Consider the following 17392-nt stretch of genomic DNA (forward strand, 5'->3'; position numbering starts at 1 on the left):
CAGGCGGTCTTCGAGCCGCTCAGCGCTCCGCCCGCGCAGTAGGTATGGGCACGCGTGCCGCACTGCGAGCGTGCGATCGTGCATTTCCGTTCGTTTCACAAGGGAGTACTCGTGGAGTCCATCTCCGAGATCCACACCGACGCCTCGTCCGAGGAGCGCGCCGACGCGCCCGAGCAGGCCGAATCCGTCCAGACCACCGACCAGCAGGACACGCTCGACCTGCCCGCCGACGCGGAGTCGCCGGCCGCCGAGGCCGCGCCGGCCGAGGAAGCCGCGCCGACTGACGAGGCCGAGCCCGTAGACGAGGCCGAGCCCGTCGATGAGGTCGCACCGGTCGCGGACGCGCCCGCTCCGGTGGACGCCGACCAGGCGGCGCAGACCGAGTCCGCCGCCGAGGCCGCCGACGAGCCTGCGCCCGCCGAGGACGCGCCCGCGCCGGCCGCCGCCGAGGCCGCGCCCGTCAAGGCGCCCCGCAAGCGCGCCCCGCGCCGGGCGAAGAGCGGCGATGTCCCCGCCGCCGACGCGCTGAGCGCGGGCGGCGACGCGCAGGCCGCGGAGCCGGCAGGCACCGACGCGCCGCAGACCGCCGAGGCTCCGGCCGAGGCCACCTCCGACGCGCCGGCCGACGGCGCCGACGCCCCCGCGCAGTCCCGGCCCCGCCGCGGCACCAAGCGCGGTGCGAAGGCCGCCGAGCAGCCCGCGGCGGATGCCCCGGCATCCGCTTCCGACGATGAGAGCACCGCCGCCGCCGAGCCCGCCGCAGAGGCGGACGGCGCCGAGACCGCGGCGGAGCGCGCGCAGACCGACGGCGAGACCGAGTCCGCCGAGGGCGAGGGCACGACCGGCCGTGGCCGCAGCCGCAACCGCAGCCGCAGCCGCAACCGCAACCAGTCGGGCGGTCAGAACGGCCAGAACCAGAACGGCCAGAACCAGAACGGCGGCGCCCAGGCCGGCCCCGCCGCCGCCCCGGCAGACGAGGACGACCAGCAGGCCGGTGCGCGCGGACGCAACCGCAACAAGCGCCGCGGCACCGCGACCGGTGACGAGTTCGACACCGAGATCGGTGAGGACGACATCCTCATCCCGATCGCCGGCATCCTGGATGTCCTCGACAACTACGCCTTCGTGCGCACGACGGGCTACCTGCCCGGCCAGAGCGACGTCTACGTCTCGCTCGGGCAGGTCAAGAAGTACAACCTGCGCAAGGGCGACGCCGTCGTCGGCGCGATCAAGCAGCCGCGCGAGGGCGAGCAGTCCAGCCGCCAGAAGTACAACGCGCTGGTGAAGGTCGACGCGATCAACGGGCTGTCCGTCGAAGACGCGGCCACGCGGGTCGAGTTCGGCAAGCTCACGCCGCTGTACCCGCAGGAGCGCCTGCGGCTCGAGACGGCGCCCGAGAAGCTCACGCAGCGCATCATCGACCTGGTCGCCCCGATCGGCAAGGGCCAGCGCGGTCTCATCGTCGCGCCGCCCAAGGCCGGCAAGACCATCGTGCTGCAGCAGATCGCGAACGCGATCGCCCAGAACAACCCCGAGGTCCACCTCATGGTCGTGCTGGTCGACGAGCGACCCGAAGAGGTCACCGACATGCAGCGCACCGTCAAGGGCGAGGTCATCGCGTCGACCTTCGACCGTCCGGCCGAGGACCACACCACCGTCGCCGAGCTCGCCATCGAGCGCGCCAAGCGCCTCGTCGAGCTCGGTCGCGACGTCGTCGTCCTGCTCGACTCGATCACCCGCCTCGGCCGTGCGTACAACATCTCGGCGCCCACGTCGGGCCGCGTGCTCACCGGCGGCGTCGACGCGTCGGCGCTCTACCCGCCCAAGCGCTTCTTCGGCGCGGCGCGCAACATCGAGAACGGCGGCTCGCTCACCATCCTCGCCACCGCGCTCGTCGAGACCGGGTCCAAGATGGACGACGTCATCTTCGAGGAGTTCAAGGGCACCGGCAACAGCGAGCTGCGCCTGTCGCGGCAGCTCGCCGACAAGCGCATCTTCCCGGCCGTGGACGTCAACGCCTCCTCGACCCGTCGGGAAGAGATGCTGCTGTCGCCCGACGAGGTCAAGATCACGTGGAAGCTGCGTCGCGCCCTCGCCGGGCTCGACCCGCAGCAGGCCCTCGAGGTCGTGCTGGGCAAGCTGAAGGAGACCCAGTCCAACGTCGAGTTCCTCGTGCAGATGCAGAAGTCGATCCCGGCGCCCGCGCGTGACTCCCACGGCGGCGCGAGCAGCCACGGGCACGACAACAGCATCCGCTGAGCACGGGGGACTGCATGACCGAACCCGCGATGTTCGAGTCCGTGCGCAGCCTGATCGACGAGCATCGCGCCGTACAGGACGAGCTCGCCGACCCGGCCGTGCATGCCGACGCCGCACGCGCGAAGCGTGTGAACCGGCGCTACGCCGAGCTGTCGAAGATCGTGCACGCCCACGAGGCGTGGGTGGCGGCATCCGATGATCTGCAGGCGGCGCGCGAGCTCGCCCGCGAGGACGAGGCGTTCGCCGACGAGATCCCGGCCCTCGAGGCCGGGCTCGCCGACGCGCACGAGAAGCTGCGCCGGCTGCTGATCCCGCGCGACCCCGACGACGCCCGTGACGTGATCATGGAGATCAAGGCCGGCGAGGGCGGCGCCGAGAGCGCGCTGTTCGCGGCCGATCTGCTGCGGATGTACCTGCAGTACGCGGCGTCCAAGGGCTGGAAGACCGAGCTGCTGGAGCGCAACGAATCCGACCTCGGCGGCTACAAGGACGTCCAGGTCGCGATCAAGGGCTCCTCGAGCGATCCCGCGCAGGGGGTGTGGGCGCACCTGAAGTACGAGGGCGGCGTCCACCGCGTGCAGCGGGTGCCGGCGACCGAGTCGCAGGGGCGCATCCACACCTCGACCACCGGGGTGCTGGTCTTCCCCGAGGTCGACGAGCCGGACGAGATCGAGGTCAACCCGAACGACCTGAAGATCGACGTCTTCCGCTCGTCGGGCCCGGGCGGGCAGTCGGTGAACACCACCGACTCGGCCGTGCGCATCACCCACGTGCCGACGGGGATCGTGGTCTCGATGCAGAACGAGAAGTCCCAGCTGCAGAACCGCGAGGCCGGCATGCGCGTGCTGCGCGCCCGGCTGCTGGCCCGCCAGCAGGAAGAGCTCGATGCCGCGGCCTCGGACGCGCGCAAGTCCCAGATCCGCGGGATGGACCGTTCGGAGCGCATCCGGACGTACAACTTCCCCGAGAACCGGATCGCGGACCACCGCACCGGCTACAAGGCGTACAACCTCGACCAGGTGATGGACGGCGCGCTGGACCCGCTGGTGGAATCCGCGATCCAGGCCGACGAAGAGGCCCGGCTCGCCGCCCTCGGCGGCGACCCCGCCTAGCCCCTCGCCCCCGCCCGCCCCCCGCCCCGCCCCTCGCCCCCGCCCCGCCGCCGCGCCCGCCTCGCCGCGCCCGCCGCATCGTCCTTCCCGGTTCGCTTGCCCTGGATGTACGGCGACGCGCCCGGTGCGCGAGCATCCGTGACAACCGAACGCCGGGCTGTGTCTCACGTGCCGGTTGCCGTCTCCGTTCGCTTGCCCTGGATGTACGGCGACGCGCCCGGTGCGCGAGCATCCGTGACGAGCGAAGGGGCGACGGAGGTGCCTGTGGACAACGAGCCGGCGGTTCGAAGCGGCTGTGGCACATTGTCCGCGTGGAGTTCGACCCCGGAGACGCCTTCAGCGTCGGCGATGCGCGCCGTGCGGGGCACTCGCGTCGTGAGATCGACGACGCCTCATTCGCGCGTCCGTTCACGGGGCTGCGCGCCGTGCCCGCTCACGCTGAGGATGCCGATGACGCGCATCCTCTCGAACAGGCTCGGGCGGGGCTGCGCACCGCAGCGAGGTACTTCTCGGCGCACATGCACCCGCACGAGTTCTTCTCGCACGTGACGGCGGCGGTCCTCTGGGATCTGCCGCTGCCGTGGGTTCCGATGGATCGTGTCGATGTGTCGGTGCCTGCACCTCACCGCGCACCCCGCGGGCGCGGAGTCCGGGGGCATCAGCTGGCAGCCAAGCTCGTCACCGTCGTCGAGCACCCGAGCGGGCTACGTGTCACCCGGCCCACGTCGACGTGGGCTCAGCTGGCGCCCGTTGTACGGCATCCCTACGATCTCGCCGCGATCGCGGACGCCATCATCCGCACGCCCCGCATCGCCGGGCCCCACGGACGAGTCCTGCGGAGCGCGCATGCGACGCGCGCCGAGTTGGAGGCGGAACTTTCCAGGGGTCGCCGGATCGGAGTGGCCGCGCTCCGGGAATCCCTCGAACGTGCGCGCGGAGGGTCGTCGTCGCGCCCGGAGACGTGGGTCCGGCTCATCCTCGTGGATGCCGGTCTCCCCGAACCGGACCTCGATCACGACATCTACGACGACGGCGGGGAGTTCGTCGGATGCGTCGACCTCGCCTACCGGAAGGCGCGGATCGCGATCGAATACGAGGGTGACCATCACCGTACGGACGCGGAGCAGTGGGCGCGCGACATCGCGCGACACGACCGCATGGTCGAGCTCGGATGGCGGGTGATCCGGGTCACCCGCGGCGAGGTCTTCGAGCGGCCTTCCGACCTCGTCACCCGCGTGCAGACAGCTCTTCGCGACCGATCCTGACGGCATCCGCCCGGGTTCGCTTGTCGTGGATGTACGGATGCCGGGGCGAAGCCCGTGCATCCACGACAAGCGAACGGGGTGTGCAGGAAGGCAGGGGGACGGATGCCGGCGGCGCGGGTCAGATGATGTACTCGGGCGCGGTGAGCAGGGCGCGGGTGTCCTCGCCGCGCTTCCGCGACCGCGGCTTGGCGGGAACGCCGACCAGGACGCTGTCGGCCGGCGCGTCGCGCGTCACGACGGCGTTCGCGCCGATGACCGAGCCGGCGCCGATGGTGATCGGCCCGAGCACCTTGGCGCCTGCTCCCACGGCCACGCCGTCGCCGAGCGTGGGGTGGCGCTTGCCGCCCTCGCGCTGCCGTCCGCCGAGCGTGACGCCGTGGTACAGCATGACGTCGTCGCCGACCTCGGCGGTCTCGCCGATCACGACGCCCATGCCGTGGTCGATGAAGAAACGGCGCCCGATGGTGGCGCCGGGGTGGATCTCGATGCCGGTGATCCAGCGGGTCACCTGCGACCCCGCGCGGGCGAGGAAGCGCACGCGCCGCACCCACAGCGCGTGCCAGACGCGGTGCGCCCAGATGGCGTGCAGACCGGGGTACAGCAGCGCGATCTCGAGCGACGACCGCGCGGCGGGGTCGCTGAGCTTGGCTGCCGCGAGGTCCTCGCGGATGCGGGCGATGGGGTGCAGCGTGGTCACCGGGCGACCTCCTGGGGTTCGCGCAGATCGGCGTAGAGCGCCGTGGACAGATAGCGTTCGCCCGCGTCGGGCACGATGACGACGATGCGCGCGCCGGCCGCCTCGGGGCGGGCGGCGATCTGCAGGGCCGCCCAGACGGCAGCGCCGGCGGACATGCCGGCGAGGATGCCCTCGTCTGTCGCCAGCGCGCGGGCGATGCGCACGGCATCCTCGAACTCGACGTCGACGACCTCGTCGATGACGGACCGGTCGAGCACGGGCGGGATGAAGTTGGGGCCGATGCCCTGGATGCGGTGTCCGCCGGCGCGCCCTTCGGTCAGCATGGGGGAGTCCTTCGGCTCGACCGCCACGATCCGAACGCCGGGGTTCCGCTCCTTGAGCACCTGACCGACGCCGGTGATGGTCCCGCCGGTGCCCGAGCCGGCGACGAAGTAGTCCACGCGCCCCTCGGTGTCCGCCCAGATCTCCTCGGCGGTCGTGCGGCGGTGGATCGCGGGGTTCGCCTCGTGCTCGAACTGGCGGGCGAGGACCGCCCCGGGCGTCTCGGCGACGATGCGCTCGGCGGTGGCGACCGCCTCGGTCATGCCCTTGTAGGGGTCGGTGAGCACCACTTCGGCGCCGTATGCCTTCAGCAGAATACGGCGTTCCTTCGACATCGACGCGGGCATGGTCAGCACCACGCGGTAGCCGCGGGCGGCGCCGACCAGGGCGAGTCCGATGCCGGTGTTGCCGCTCGTGGACTCCACGATCGTCCCGCCCGGCTGCAGCTCGCCCGACGCCTCCGCCGCGTCGACCAGGGCGATGCCCAGCCGGCACTTCACGCTCGCGCCCGGGTTGTAGAACTCCAGCTTCGCCAGCACCTCCGCGCCGGTCGCGCGCGGCAGGGCGTTCAGGCGCACCAGAGGCGTGCCGCCGAACGCGGAGGTGATGTCGGAGTGGATGCCGGGCATGGCGATGCCGTAGAGGACGTCAGTCCTCGCGCAGGTCCTCGAACAGCGGCGTCGACAGGTAGCGCTCGCCGTACGACGGGATGATGACCACGATGTTCTTGCCGGCCGCCTCGGGGCGCGCCGCGATCTGCAGCGCGGCCCAGACGGCGGCGCCCGACGAGATGCCGACGAGGATGCCGTCCTTCGCGCCCACCGCGCGTGCGGTCGTGATCGCGTCGGCGAACTCGACGTCGACGACCTCGTCGATGACGCCCTGGTCGAGGATCGCGGGGACGAAGTTCGGTCCGATGCCCTGGATCTTGTGGGGGCCGGGGGTGCCCTTGGTCAGCAGCGGCGAGTCCGCCGGCTCGACGGCGACGACCTTCGCGCCGGGGACGCGCTCCTTCAGCACCTGTCCGACGCCGGTGATGGTCCCGCCCGTGCCGATGCCGGCGACGAAGTAGTCGACCTTGCCGTCGGTGTCGCGGATGATCTCCTCCGCGGTGGTCTTGCGGTGGATCGCGGGGTTCGCCTCGTTCTCGAACTGTCGTGCGAGGACCGCGCCGGGGATGCCGGCCACGATCTCCTCCGCCTTCGCCACGGCGCCCTTCATGCCGCCGGCGGGGTCGGTGAGGACCAGCTCGGCGCCGTAGGCCTTCAGCAGCAGGCGGCGCTCGATCGACATCGACGAGGGCATGGCCAGCACGACGCGGTAGCCGCGGGCGGCGCCGACCATCGCCAGGGCGATGCCGGTGTTGCCGCTGGTGGCCTCGACGATGGTCCCGCCCGGCTTCAGCTCGCCCGACGCCTCGGCGGCGTCGACGATCGCGATCCCCAGGCGGTCCTTGACGCTGGAGGCCGGGTTGTAGAACTCGAGCTTGACCAGGACGTTGGCTTCCAGGCCTTCGGTCACGCGGTTCAGCCGCACGAGCGGGGTGTTGCCGAAAGCGGCGGTGATGTCGGAGTAGATGCCGGGCATGTCGGGCCTTTCGGAAGAGGTCTGCTGACGGCCACCCAGCCTATTCGAGGCGGCGCCCCTCGGGCCCATTGTGACGCTCTGCGGCAGGGTGCCGGGCGCCGCCGGGCTCTATGCTGGGGCGCGCTCATGCCTCCCACCGAATCCGTCGCCACCGCCCTCGAATCCGCCGTAGCCCGCCTGGCGCGTGCCGGCATCCCCGATCCCCGCGTGGACGCCGAGCTCCTCGTCGCCCACGTCCTGGACACCGCCCGCGGGGGAGTGCAGGCCGCCGCCGTCCGCGGCGACGCGCTGCCGCCCGCCGCGCGGGCGCGGCTGGACGACCTCGTCGAGCGCCGCGCCGCTCGCGAGCCGCTGCAGCACATCACCGGCCTCGCCCCCTTCCGGCACCTGGAGCTGGCGGTGGGACCGGGGGTGTTCACCCCTCGTCCCGAGACCGAGCTGCTCGCGCAGATCGCGATCGACGCCCTGCGCGCGGATGCCGCACCGGCCCCCGTCGCCGTCGATCTGGGCACCGGCAGCGGCGCGATCGCGCTGGCGCTGGCCACCGAGGTCCCGCATGCCCGCGTGCACGCCGCAGAGAACTCCGTCGAGGCGTTCGTGTGGGCCAAGGAGAACTTCGCCCGCGTCGGCGCCGAGAACGCCCGGATCGCCTTCGTCGACCTCGAGCACGCCTTCCCGGAGCTGGACGGCACGGTCTCGGTCGTGGCATCCAACCCGCCGTATGTTCCGGATGCCGCCATCCCGCGCGATCCGGAGGTCCGCTGGTTCGATCCGCCCGCCGCGCTCTACGGCGGGCCGGACGGGCTGGACGTCGTGCGGATCCTGAGCGCGGTCGGGCTGCGCCTCGCGCGGCCGGGCGGGCTCATCGTGCTCGAGCACGGCGAGTGGCAGGGCGAGCAGATCCGCGGCATCCTGACCGCGGACGGCTGGTCGGCCGCCGCCACTCACCGCGATCTCACCGGTCGCGACCGCGTGACGACCGCGATCCGCCCGGCGGCGGCGTTCAGCGGGCCTGCGGCATCGTCGCACTAGACTGTCGGGCGTTATGTCCCCCCTCTTCGACTGCCGTGACGAAGCCCAGCTGCTGCCCGCGCTGCGCGCAGCCCGCCAGGCGATCGGGCGCGGCGAGCTGGTCGTGCTGCCCACCGACACCGTCTACGGCGTCGGTGCCGACGCCTTCGACCCGAAGGCCGTGCAGCGACTGCTCGACGCCAAGGGGCGAGGACGCCAGTCGCCGCCCCCTGTCCTCGTCGCCGGCGTGACGACGCTCCGCGCTCTCGTCGCAGAGGTCCCCGAGCCGGTCGAGCGCCTCGTCGAGGAGTTCTGGCCGGGCGGTCTCACCATCGTGCTGCCCGCCCAGCCCTCGCTGTCGTGGGACCTCGGCGAGACGCACGGCACCGTCGCCGTCCGCATGCCGGCCGAGCGGATCGCGCTCGAGCTGCTCGAGGACACCGGACCGCTCGCGGTCTCCAGCGCCAACCTGACCGGCAAGACGCCGGCGATCGCCGCCGACGACGCCGAGCGCATGCTCGGCGACAGCGTTTCGGTCTACCTGGACGGCGGCCCGTCGCGCACCGGCGTCTCGTCGACGATCGTCGACGCGACCGGGCTCGTCGGCGCGGACGGCAGCGGCGTCGTCCGCGTCCTGCGGGACGGCGCGGTCTCGCGCGACGAGCTGCGGCGCGTCCTGGGCGACCTGCTCGAGCCGGCCGCGGACGAGCCGGCCGCGGGCGAGCCGGCCGCCGGCGACTCCAGCGCCGACGAGCCCGCCCCGGGCGCGTGAAGCAGTACCTCTTCATCGTCCTGTTCACCGGGACGATCACACTCGCACTCGCGTGGGCGATCTGGCGGCTGAGCATGCGCTTCAAGCTCTATCCCGGCATCCGCGAGCGCGACGTGCACAAGACGCCGACGCCGCGCCTGGGCGGTATCGCGATGTTCCTCGGCGTGTGCGCCGCCTTCGCCGTCTCGGCGCAGCATCCGTTCTTCTCGATCATCTGGACCAACCCGCAGCAGCCGCTGTCGCTGCTGGCGGCCACCTCGCTCATCGTGCTGGTGGGGGTCGCCGACGACCTGTGGGACCTCGACTGGATGATCAAGCTGGGCGCCCAGTTCCTGGCCGCGGGCATCATCGCGTGGTTCGGCGAGCTGCAGATCTACGCGTTGCCCATCGGGGGCATGACGGTGTGGTCGGGCTGGGTGAGCTTCATCCTCACCGCCTTCGCGATCGTCGTCGTCATGAACGCCGTCAACTTCATCGACGGCCTCGACGGCCTCGTGGCCGGCGTGACCCTCATCGCCAACGGCATCTTCTTCGCGTACTCCTACCTGCTCGTCCGGGACACCGGGGCGAGCACGTACTTCAACCTCGCGTCCTTCATCGCCGCGATGCTGATCGGCGCGTGCATCGGCTTCCTCCCCCTCAACTGGAGCCCCGCGAAGCTCTTCATGGGGGACTCGGGCGCGCTCATGCTCGGTCTGCTGATGGCGTGCTCCGCGATCGCGATCACCGGCCAGCTCGACCCCGCGATCATCGGCGACAACGACGCATTCGGCCGGTCCCAGCTGCTGGGTGCCTTCATCCCGATCCTGCTGCCGGTCGTCATCGTCTTCCTGCCGCTGCTGGACTTCGGCCTCGCCGTCATCCGGCGCATGCGCGCCGGCAAGTCCCCGTTCTCGCCCGACCGCAAGCACCTGCACCACCGCATGCTCGACATGGGGCACAGCGACCGCGACGCCGTCCTGATCTTCTACGCGTGGACGGCCGTGGTGGGCCTCGGCGTGCTGCTGATGTACGTCGGCACGCAGCAGGACTGGCCGGGCCAGTACATGACCGGCGTCGTCTTCGGCGCGGTCGGCACCGCCGCCTGCCTCGTCGTCACGCTCCTGCCCTCGCGCCGCACCGCGGCGACCGCCCCCGCTCTGGAGGACCTGCCATGACCGCCAGCCCCGCCCCCGCCAGTCCCGTCTCGTCCAACCCGATCCTGCGCACGACGCTGGTCTGGTCCGCCGCCGTCACCGCCGGCCTGCTGGTCGTCGGGGGAGCCGCCGGGTTCCTCGCCGCCGGCACGCCGGGACTGTGGAGCGCCCTGGTCGGGGTCCTGGTGGCGGCGATGTTCCTCGCGATCACCGCTGCCAGCATCCTGATCGCCAACCGCTGGTACGGCGATCCGCTGTACGTGCCGCTGTTCTTCGGCATCGTCCTCGGCGGCTGGATCCTGAAGTTCGTGGTCTTCATCGTGGCCCTGCTGCTGCTCCGGGATGCAGCGTGGGTGCAGCCCACGGTCTTCTTCCTCGCCCTCGTGGCCAGCGTCCTGGCCTCGCTCGTGGTGGACGTCGTCGTGATGCTCCGCATGCGCATCCCGCACGTCAGCGACGTGTCCCTTCCCGCCACGGACCCCGACGATCCGAAGACGGGGGACTCGGGCGGCTCCCAGGTTTGATAGGCTGGTCCAGCGCCCGCCGGCTCGCATTCCGAGCGCCAGCGGAGTGACGCTCACCGACCATCGTCGCAACGGTCCTGCACCGATGCCCCGAAGCTGGAGTCAGCGCTGTTTACTCAAGCTGCGACCCTGATCGCCCCCCTCGCCGCCGACGCGCCGCCGGAGTTCCACGGCCCCTCGATCAGTGAGTTCTTCCCCGCAGCGGTCTTCCAGATCGGCGATCTGGTCATCAACCGCATCCACCTGATCCAGTTCATCTCCACGCTGGCGATCGTGCTGATCTTCTGGCTCGGCACCCGCCGCATGACGGTGGTCCCGGGCCGGTTCCAGAGCCTGGTCGAGATGGGACTGGACTTCGTCCGCGTCAACATCGCGCACGACCTGCTCGGCAAGAAGGACGGCGACCGGTTCCTGCCGATCCTGACGACGATCTTCTTCATGGTGCTGTTCATGAACATCACGGGCATCATCCCGTTCATGAACATCGCCGGCACGTCGATCGTGGCCGTCCCGCTCCTGCTCGCGGTGATCAGCTACGTCACGTTCATCTACGCCGGCCTCAAGAAGAGCCCGAAGAACTTCTTCAAGAACGCCCTGTTCCCCTCGGGCGTGCCGTGGCCGATCTACATCATCGTCACCCCGATCGAGCTCATCTCGACCTTCGTGATCCGCCCGGTGACGCTGACCCTCCGACTCCTCATGAACATGATGGTCGGCCACCTGCTGCTGGTGCTGTTCTTCGCCGCCACGCAGTTCTTCCTGCTCGACCTCGGCGGATGGTGGTCGGCGCTGGCCGCCGGCAGCCTCGCCTTCGGCTTCGTCTTCACCCTGTTCGAGATCCTGGTGGCCGTCCTCCAGGCCTACGTCTTCGCCCTCCTCACCGCGGTCTACATCCAGCTCGCGGTGGCGGAAGAGCACTAAGCGGGTCGGCTGCCAGCCGCCCACCAACCGAAAGGAAAACACCCCGTGGACGCAACTACGGTTCTCGCCGAGCTCAGCGGAAACGTCGCGACGATGGGCTACGGCCTCGCCGCCATCGGCCCCGCCATCGGCGTGGGCATCGTCGTCGGCAAGACGATCGAGGGCGTCGCCCGTCAGCCCGAGCTGGCCGGCCGCCTGCAGGTGCTCATGTGGATCGGTATCGCCTTCACCGAGGCGCTGGCCTTCATCGGCATCGCCACCTACTTCATCTTCGTCTGATCGCCTTCACCCAGTCCTAAGGAGACAGGATGCTGAACGCTCTTGTCGCGTACGCCGCGGAAGAGGGGGAGACCTACAACCCCCTGATCCCCGCGTGGTACGACATCATCTGGTCGGCGGTCTGCTTCGTCGTCATCCTGTTCGTGTTCTGGCGGGTCGCCCTGCCGCGCATGAAGAAGATGCTCGACGAGCGCTCGGCAGCCATCGAGGGCAACATCGCCAAGGCCGACGAGGCCCAGCGCAAGGCCGAGGCGGCGCTCGAGGAGTACACCGCCCAGCTCGCCGACGCGCGCAAGGAGGCGGGCGAGATCCGCGATGCCGCCCGTGAGGACGGCCGCAAGATCGTCGCAGAGGCGAAGGATGCCGCGTCCGCGGAAGCCGCTCGTCTGACCGCGTCCGCGCACGCGCAGATCGAGGCCGAGCGCCAGGCGGCCCTCGTCTCGCTCCGCTCCGAGGTGGGCACGCTCGCTCTGGACCTCGCCGGGAACGTCATCGGCGAGACGCTGTCCGAGGACGCCAAGGCGCAGGCGGTCGTGGACCGCTTCCTCGCCGACCTCGAGGCCTCCGAGGCTGAGAAGGCGTCCAACTGATGGGCAGCGCGACCACTCAGGCACAGGCGGCGACGACCGCGGCGCTGGACGCCGCGAGCGACGTCGACCTCGACGTCGCGCGCGAGCTGTTCGCCGCCGCGCGCGCCGTCGGCGGCTCTGGGCAGCTGAGCGGCGCGCTCGCCGACTCCGCGGCGGCGAGCCAGGCGCGGGCGAAGGTCGTGGCCGATGTCTTCGGTCCCGCCGTCCGCCCGACGACCCTCGGCCTGCTCACCCAGGCGGTCACGCAGCGCTGGTCGTCGGCGTCCGACCTCGTCGACGGGATCGAGGAGCTCGCGGTGCGGGCTGCCACGGTCGCCGAGCCGCACGCCGACATCGAAGGCGAGCTGTTCGGTTTCTCGCGCGCCGTCGCGCAGAACCCCGAACTGGAGCTCGCCCTCGGCAGCCGTCAGGGCGACCCCGCGGTCAAGGCCGAGCTCGTGCGCTCGCTCCTCGGCTCGCGGGCGAGTGCGGCCACCACGCTGATCGCGTCCTCGTTCGCGCAGCAGCCTCGTGAGCGCCGCGTGCGTCAGCTGCTGTCGCGCGCCATGCGCCTGGTGGCCGACCAGCGCGGCCGCAAGGTCGCCACGGTGTACTCGGCGACGCCTCTCAGCGCGGCCCAGACCGACCGTCTGGCCGGCGCCCTCGCCAAGCGCTACGGCGCGGGGGTCTCGCTGAACACCGTGATCGATCCGACCGTCGTGGGCGGCCTGCGCGTGCAGATCGCCGATGACGTCATCGACGCCAGCGTGTCGTCCCGTCTGGCGGATCTGCGCCAGCGTCTGGCCGGCTAGCGCAGCACGTGCCGCCGGACGGCGGAGTTTTCGGGGCCCGATGCCCCACCGACATGCATTGAAGACAAAGGGAAGACAATGGCAGAACTCTCTATCAGCCCCGACGCCATCCGGGACGCGCTGAAGGACTTCGTCGCCGCGTACGAGCCCACGGGCGCCGCGGCCACCGAGACCGGCACCGTCATCGACGCCGCCGACGGCATCGCACACGTCGAGGGGCTTCCGGGCGTCATGGCCAACGAGCTCGTCCGCTTCGCGGACGGCACGGAGGGTCTGGCTCTGAACCTCGACGAGCACGAGATCGGCGTGGTCGTGCTGGGCGAGTTCTCGGGCATCGAGGCCGGCCAGCAGGTCACCCGCACCGGTGAGGTCCTGTCGGTCGCCGTGGGCGACGGCTACCTCGGCCGCGTGGTCGACCCGCTGGGCAACCCGATCGACGGCCTGGGCGACATCGCCACCGAGGGTCGCCGTGCCCTCGAGCTGCAGGCTCCCGGTGTCATGCAGCGCAAGAGCGTGCACGAGCCGCTCCAGACCGGCATCAAGGCCATCGACGCGATGATCCCCGTCGGCCGCGGTCAGCGCCAGCTGATCATCGGCGACCGCCAGACCGGCAAGACGGCGATCGCGATCGACACGATCATCAACCAGAAGGCCAACTGGGACTCGGGCGACGTCAGCAAGCAGGTCCGCTGCATCTACGTCGCCATCGGCCAGAAGGGCTCGACGATCGCCGCCGTCAAGGGCGCGCTCGAAGAGGCCGGCGCGATGGACTACACCACGATCGTCGCCGCACCCGCGTCGGACCCCGCCGGCTTCAAGTACCTGGCGCCCTACACCGGCTCGGCCATCGGCCAGCACTGGATGTACGGCGGCAAGCACGTCCTGATCATCTTCGACGACCTGTCGAAGCAGGCCGAGGCCTACCGCGCCGTGTCGCTGCTGCTGCGCCGTCCCCCGGGCCGCGAGGCGTACCCGGGTGACGTCTTCTACCTGCACTCGCGCCTGCTCGAGCGCTGCGCGAAGCTGTCGGACGAGCTGGGAGCCGGTTCGATGACGGGTCTGCCGATCATCGAGACGAAGGCCAACGACGTCTCGGCGTACATCCCGACCAACGTCATCTCGATCACCGACGGGCAGATCTTCCTGCAGTCCGACCTGTTCAACGCCAACCAGCGTCCCGCCGTCGACGTCGGCATCTCGGTGTCGCGCGTCGGCGGCGACGCCCAGGTGAAGTCGATCAAGAAGGTCTCGGGCACGCTCAAGCTGGAGCTGGCGCAGTACCGCTCGCTCGAGGCGTTCGCGATGTTCGCGAGCGACCTGGATGCCGCGTCCCGCCGCCAGCTGGCTCGCGGCGCGCGTCTGACCGAGCTGCTCAAGCAGCCGCAGTACTCGCCGTATCCGGTCGAGGAGCAGGTCGTGTCGATCTGGGCCGGCACCAACGGCAAGCTGGACTCGATCGAGGTCGAGGACGTGCTGTCGTTCGAGCGCGAGCTGCTGGACTACCTGCGTCGCAACACGTCGATCCTCGACACGCTGCGCGAGACGAACGTCCTGGACGACGACACCGCGGCCGAGCTCGGCAAGAAGACCGACGAGTTCATCCTGGAGTTCCGTGCCGGCAAGGGGCAGGCCATCGGCAAGCCCGGTCACGAAGAGGTCGCCGCGGCCGAGGCCGAGGACGTCAACCAGGAGAAGATCGTCAAGGGCCGTCGCTGACGGCCCGGTCGGAATAGGACCATGGGCGCACAACTGCGGGTCTACAAGCAGAAGATCAGCTCTGCTCAGACCACCAAGAAGATCACGAAGGCGATGGAGCTCATCGCGGCTTCGCGCATCCAGAAGGCGATGGCGCGCGTTCGCGCGTCGTCTCCCTTCGCGCGTGCCGTGACGAGGGCCGTGTCGGCCGTCGCGACGCACTCCAACGTCGACCACCCGCTGACTGTCGAACGCGAGACGATCCGCCGCTCCGCGGTCGTGATCTTCTCGTCCGACCGCGGCCTCGCGGGCGCGTTCAACTCGCAGATCCTGCGGGAGGGCCTCGAGGTCGGCGAACTCCTTCGCCGGCAGGGCAAGGAGCCGGTGTTCTACCTCATCGGCCGCAAGGCCGTCGGGTACTTCCAGTTCCGGCGCATGCAGAGCGCGGCGGAGTGGACGGGTGACACCGACACGCCTCACTTCCACACGGCCGAGGAGATCGCGGCGACCCTGCTCGACGCCTACGACCGTGGCGGGGACGACGGCGGAGTGGACGAGATCCACCTCGTGTACAACCGCTTCGTGAGCATGATGACCCAGTCGCCGGAGCGCGTGCGCCTGCTGCCCCTCGAGGTCGTCGAGGCCGATGAGGACGCGTCGGCGCAGGTGTACCCGCTGTACGAGTTCGAGCCGGATGCCGAGACCGTGCTGGATGCCCTCCTGCCGGTGTACATCCAGAGCCGGGTCTTCAACGCCCTCCTGCAGTCTTCCGCGGCCAAGCACGCCGCAACGCAGAAGGCGATGAAGTCGGCCAGCGACAACGCCGACAAGCTCATCACCGACTACACCCGCCTGCGCAACAACGCGCGTCAGGCCGAGATCACGCAGCAGATCGCCGAGATCGTCGGCGGCGCCGACGCCCTGGCATCGGGCAAATAGACCATACGAAAGAGAAGAAGCCATGAGCCTCACCGCTGAGAAGACGGAAGCCCCGACCGTCGGACGCGTCGCCCGCGTCACCGGTCCGGTCGTCGACATCGAGTTCCCCCACGACTCGATCCCCGACATCTACAACGCGCTGAAGACCACGATCACGATCGAGGGCGAGTCCAGCGAGATCACGCTCGAGGTGGCCCAGCACCTGGGTGACGACCTCGTCCGCGCGATTGCTCTGAAGCCGACCGACGGCATCGTCCGCGGTCAGGAAGTCCGCGACACCGGAGACCAGATCACGGTGCCCGTCGGCGACGTGACCAAGGGCAAGGTGTTCAACGTCACCGGTGAGATCCTCAACGCCGAGCCGGGTGCGACCGTCGAGGTCACCGAGCGCTGGCCGATCCACCGCAAGGCGCCGAACTTCGACCAGCTCGAGTCCAAGACGCAGATGTTCGAGACCGGCATCAAGGTCATCGACCTGCTGACCCCGTACGTGCAGGGCGGCAAGATCGGCCTGTTCGGCGGCGCGGGCGTGGGCAAGACGGTCCTCATCCAGGAGATGATCCAGCGCGTCGCGCAGGACCACGGCGGTGTGTCGGTGTTCGCCGGTGTCGGCGAGCGCACCCGTGAGGGCAACGACCTCATCCACGAGATGGAGGAGGCGGGCGTCTTCGACAAGACCGCCCTGGTGTTCGGCCAGATGGACGAGCCCCCGGGGACGCGTCTGCGCGTCGCCCTGTCGGCCCTGACGATGGCGGAGTACTTCCGCGACGTGCAGAAGCAGGACGTGCTGCTGTTCATCGACAACATCTTCCGCTTCACGCAGGCCGGCTCCGAGGTCTCGACGCTGCTCGGTCGCATGCCTTCGGCGGTGGGCTACCAGCCGAACCTCGCCGACGAGATGGGCGTCCTGCAGGAGCGCATCACGTCCACGCGCGGACACTCGATCACCTCGCTCCAGGCGATCTACGTCCCCGCCGACGACTACACCGACCCGGCCCCCGCGACGACGTTCGCGCACCTGGACGCCACCACCGAGCTCTCGCGTGAGATCGCGTCGAAGGGTCTCTACCCCGCGGTCGACCCGCTGTCCTCGACGAGCCGCATCCTGGACCCGCGCTACATCGGTGAGGACCACTACCGTGTGGCCACCGCCGTGAAGCAGATCCTGCAGAAGAACAAGGAGCTGCAGGAGATCATCGCGATCCTCGGTGTCGACGAGCTCTCCGAAGAGGACAAGGTCGTCGTGTCGCGTGCGCGTCGCATCCAGCAGTTCCTGTCGCAGAACACGTACATGGCCAAGAAGTTCACCGGCGTCGAGGGCTCCACGGTCCCGATCAAGGAGACGATCGAGTCCTTCGACGCGATCGTGAAGGGCGACTTCGACCACGTCGCCGAGCAGGCCTTCTTCAACGTCGGCGGCATCTCGGACGTCGAGGAGCGCTGGGCGCAGATCCAGAAGGAGAACGGCTGATCATGCTCGTGCTGAGCGACCG

At 70.3% G+C, this 17392-nt stretch carries 17 protein-coding genes; 14 read left to right on the forward strand and 3 right to left on the reverse strand.

Translation table 11 applies throughout. From position 1 onward, the window contains the following. The first annotated feature begins 111 nt into the window (after window positions 1-111). From rho to ACYVF4_RS11495, 3 genes are all read left to right on the forward strand, one after another. A complete protein-coding gene (gene rho, locus ACYVF4_RS11485; protein WP_460722774.1) occupies window positions 112-2259 on the forward strand; it encodes a transcription termination factor Rho in 2148 nt (715 codons plus the stop codon). Between the two features lie 29 nt (window positions 2260-2288). Next, window positions 2289-3371 carry a peptide chain release factor 1 gene (prfA, locus tag ACYVF4_RS11490; RefSeq protein ID WP_460723140.1) on the forward strand — a complete coding sequence of 361 codons (1083 nt, stop codon included), beginning with the start codon at window positions 2289-2291 and terminating at the stop codon, window positions 3369-3371. Between the two features lie 311 nt (window positions 3372-3682). After that, the gene (locus tag ACYVF4_RS11495; RefSeq protein ID WP_460722775.1) at window positions 3683-4636 is read left to right on the forward strand and encodes an endonuclease domain-containing protein; all 954 of its coding nucleotides are present in this window, start codon (window positions 3683-3685) and stop codon (window positions 4634-4636) included. A 118-nt stretch (window positions 4637-4754) separates the two neighbouring features. Here ACYVF4_RS11495 and epsC read toward each other — a convergent pair whose 3' ends face one another. Genes epsC through cysK (ACYVF4_RS11510) form a run of 3 tightly spaced genes read right to left on the reverse strand, consistent with a single transcriptional unit; the run spans window position 4755 to window position 7241 of the window. Beyond that, the gene (gene epsC, locus ACYVF4_RS11500; protein ID WP_460722776.1) at window positions 4755-5333 is read right to left on the reverse strand and encodes a serine O-acetyltransferase EpsC; all 579 of its coding nucleotides are present in this window, start codon (window positions 5331-5333) and stop codon (window positions 4755-4757) included. Next, on the reverse strand, window positions 5330-6283 hold the full coding sequence (gene cysK, locus ACYVF4_RS11505) for a cysteine synthase A (RefSeq protein ID WP_460722778.1): 954 nt from the start codon (window positions 6281-6283) through the stop codon (window positions 5330-5332). Before cysK (ACYVF4_RS11505) ends, epsC begins: the two co-directional genes overlap by 4 nt. Before the next feature lie 19 nt (window positions 6284-6302). Beyond that, complete coding sequence (gene cysK / locus ACYVF4_RS11510) at window positions 6303-7241, reverse strand: cysteine synthase A (RefSeq protein WP_460722780.1); 939 nt, start codon at window positions 7239-7241, stop codon at window positions 6303-6305. 126 nt (window positions 7242-7367) lie between these two features. Between cysK (ACYVF4_RS11510) and prmC the strand changes: the two genes are divergently transcribed. The 11 genes from prmC to atpD all read left to right on the forward strand — a co-directional run bounded on the left by prmC (window position 7368) and on the right by atpD (window position 17370). Continuing rightward, window positions 7368-8273, forward strand: a complete 906-nt coding sequence (prmC, locus tag ACYVF4_RS11515; protein WP_460722782.1) for a peptide chain release factor N(5)-glutamine methyltransferase — start codon at window positions 7368-7370, stop codon at window positions 8271-8273. Between the two features lie 13 nt (window positions 8274-8286). After that, window positions 8287-9024, forward strand: a complete 738-nt coding sequence (locus ACYVF4_RS11520) for an L-threonylcarbamoyladenylate synthase (RefSeq protein ID WP_460722784.1) — start codon at window positions 8287-8289, stop codon at window positions 9022-9024. Next, window positions 9021-10181, forward strand: a complete 1161-nt coding sequence (locus ACYVF4_RS11525) for an MraY family glycosyltransferase (protein ID WP_460722786.1) — start codon at window positions 9021-9023, stop codon at window positions 10179-10181. The genes ACYVF4_RS11520 and ACYVF4_RS11525 overlap by 4 nt, the downstream gene beginning before the upstream one ends. Continuing rightward, complete coding sequence (locus ACYVF4_RS11530; protein WP_460722788.1) at window positions 10178-10684, forward strand: hypothetical protein; 507 nt, start codon at window positions 10178-10180, stop codon at window positions 10682-10684. The genes ACYVF4_RS11525 and ACYVF4_RS11530 overlap by 4 nt, the downstream gene beginning before the upstream one ends. A 129-nt stretch (window positions 10685-10813) precedes the next feature. Further along, a complete protein-coding gene (atpB, locus tag ACYVF4_RS11535) occupies window positions 10814-11605 on the forward strand; it encodes a F0F1 ATP synthase subunit A (protein WP_460723141.1) in 792 nt (263 codons plus the stop codon). A gap of 45 nt (window positions 11606-11650) precedes the next feature. Further along, a complete protein-coding gene (gene atpE, locus ACYVF4_RS11540) occupies window positions 11651-11884 on the forward strand; it encodes an ATP synthase F0 subunit C (protein ID WP_045274135.1) in 234 nt (77 codons plus the stop codon). Window positions 11885-11913: 29 nt separating this feature from the next. Next, window positions 11914-12474 carry a F0F1 ATP synthase subunit B gene (locus ACYVF4_RS11545; RefSeq protein ID WP_460722790.1) on the forward strand — a complete coding sequence of 187 codons (561 nt, stop codon included), beginning with the start codon at window positions 11914-11916 and terminating at the stop codon, window positions 12472-12474. Further along, entirely contained in the window at window positions 12474-13265 is a 792-nt protein-coding gene (locus tag ACYVF4_RS11550) for a F0F1 ATP synthase subunit delta (protein ID WP_460722792.1), read from the forward strand. The genes ACYVF4_RS11545 and ACYVF4_RS11550 overlap by 1 nt, the downstream gene beginning before the upstream one ends. A 78-nt stretch (window positions 13266-13343) precedes the next feature. After that, a complete protein-coding gene (atpA, locus tag ACYVF4_RS11555; protein ID WP_460722794.1) occupies window positions 13344-14981 on the forward strand; it encodes a F0F1 ATP synthase subunit alpha in 1638 nt (545 codons plus the stop codon). A gap of 21 nt (window positions 14982-15002) precedes the next feature. Next, the gene (locus tag ACYVF4_RS11560) at window positions 15003-15899 is read left to right on the forward strand and encodes a F0F1 ATP synthase subunit gamma (protein WP_460722795.1); all 897 of its coding nucleotides are present in this window, start codon (window positions 15003-15005) and stop codon (window positions 15897-15899) included. A 22-nt stretch (window positions 15900-15921) separates the two neighbouring features. Then, complete coding sequence (atpD, locus tag ACYVF4_RS11565; protein WP_460722797.1) at window positions 15922-17370, forward strand: F0F1 ATP synthase subunit beta; 1449 nt, start codon at window positions 15922-15924, stop codon at window positions 17368-17370. Window positions 17371-17392 lie beyond the last annotated feature (22 nt).

The sequence above is a fragment of the Microbacterium aureliae genome (assembly GCF_054780155.1).

Coding starts and splice junctions, on each gene's coding strand:
- ACYVF4_RS11520 (WP_460722784.1), top strand. CDS start 8,287: ATGTCCCCCCTCTTCGACTGCCGTGACGAAGCCCAGCTGCTGCCCGCG.
- prmC (WP_460722782.1), top strand. CDS start 7,368: ATGCCTCCCACCGAATCCGTCGCCACCGCCCTCGAATCCGCCGTAGCC.
- cysK (WP_460722780.1), bottom strand. CDS start 7,241: ATGCCCGGCATCTACTCCGACATCACCGCCGCTTTCGGCAACACCCCG.
- ACYVF4_RS11550 (WP_460722792.1), top strand. CDS start 12,474: ATGGGCAGCGCGACCACTCAGGCACAGGCGGCGACGACCGCGGCGCTG.
- atpA (WP_460722794.1), top strand. CDS start 13,344: ATGGCAGAACTCTCTATCAGCCCCGACGCCATCCGGGACGCGCTGAAG.
- ACYVF4_RS11560 (WP_460722795.1), top strand. CDS start 15,003: ATGGGCGCACAACTGCGGGTCTACAAGCAGAAGATCAGCTCTGCTCAG.
- cysK (WP_460722778.1), bottom strand. CDS start 6,283: ATGCCCGGCATCCACTCCGACATCACCTCCGCGTTCGGCGGCACGCCT.
- ACYVF4_RS11530 (WP_460722788.1), top strand. CDS start 10,178: ATGACCGCCAGCCCCGCCCCCGCCAGTCCCGTCTCGTCCAACCCGATC.
- prfA (WP_460723140.1), top strand. CDS start 2,289: ATGTTCGAGTCCGTGCGCAGCCTGATCGACGAGCATCGCGCCGTACAG.
- atpD (WP_460722797.1), top strand. CDS start 15,922: ATGAGCCTCACCGCTGAGAAGACGGAAGCCCCGACCGTCGGACGCGTC.
- ACYVF4_RS11545 (WP_460722790.1), top strand. CDS start 11,914: ATGCTGAACGCTCTTGTCGCGTACGCCGCGGAAGAGGGGGAGACCTAC.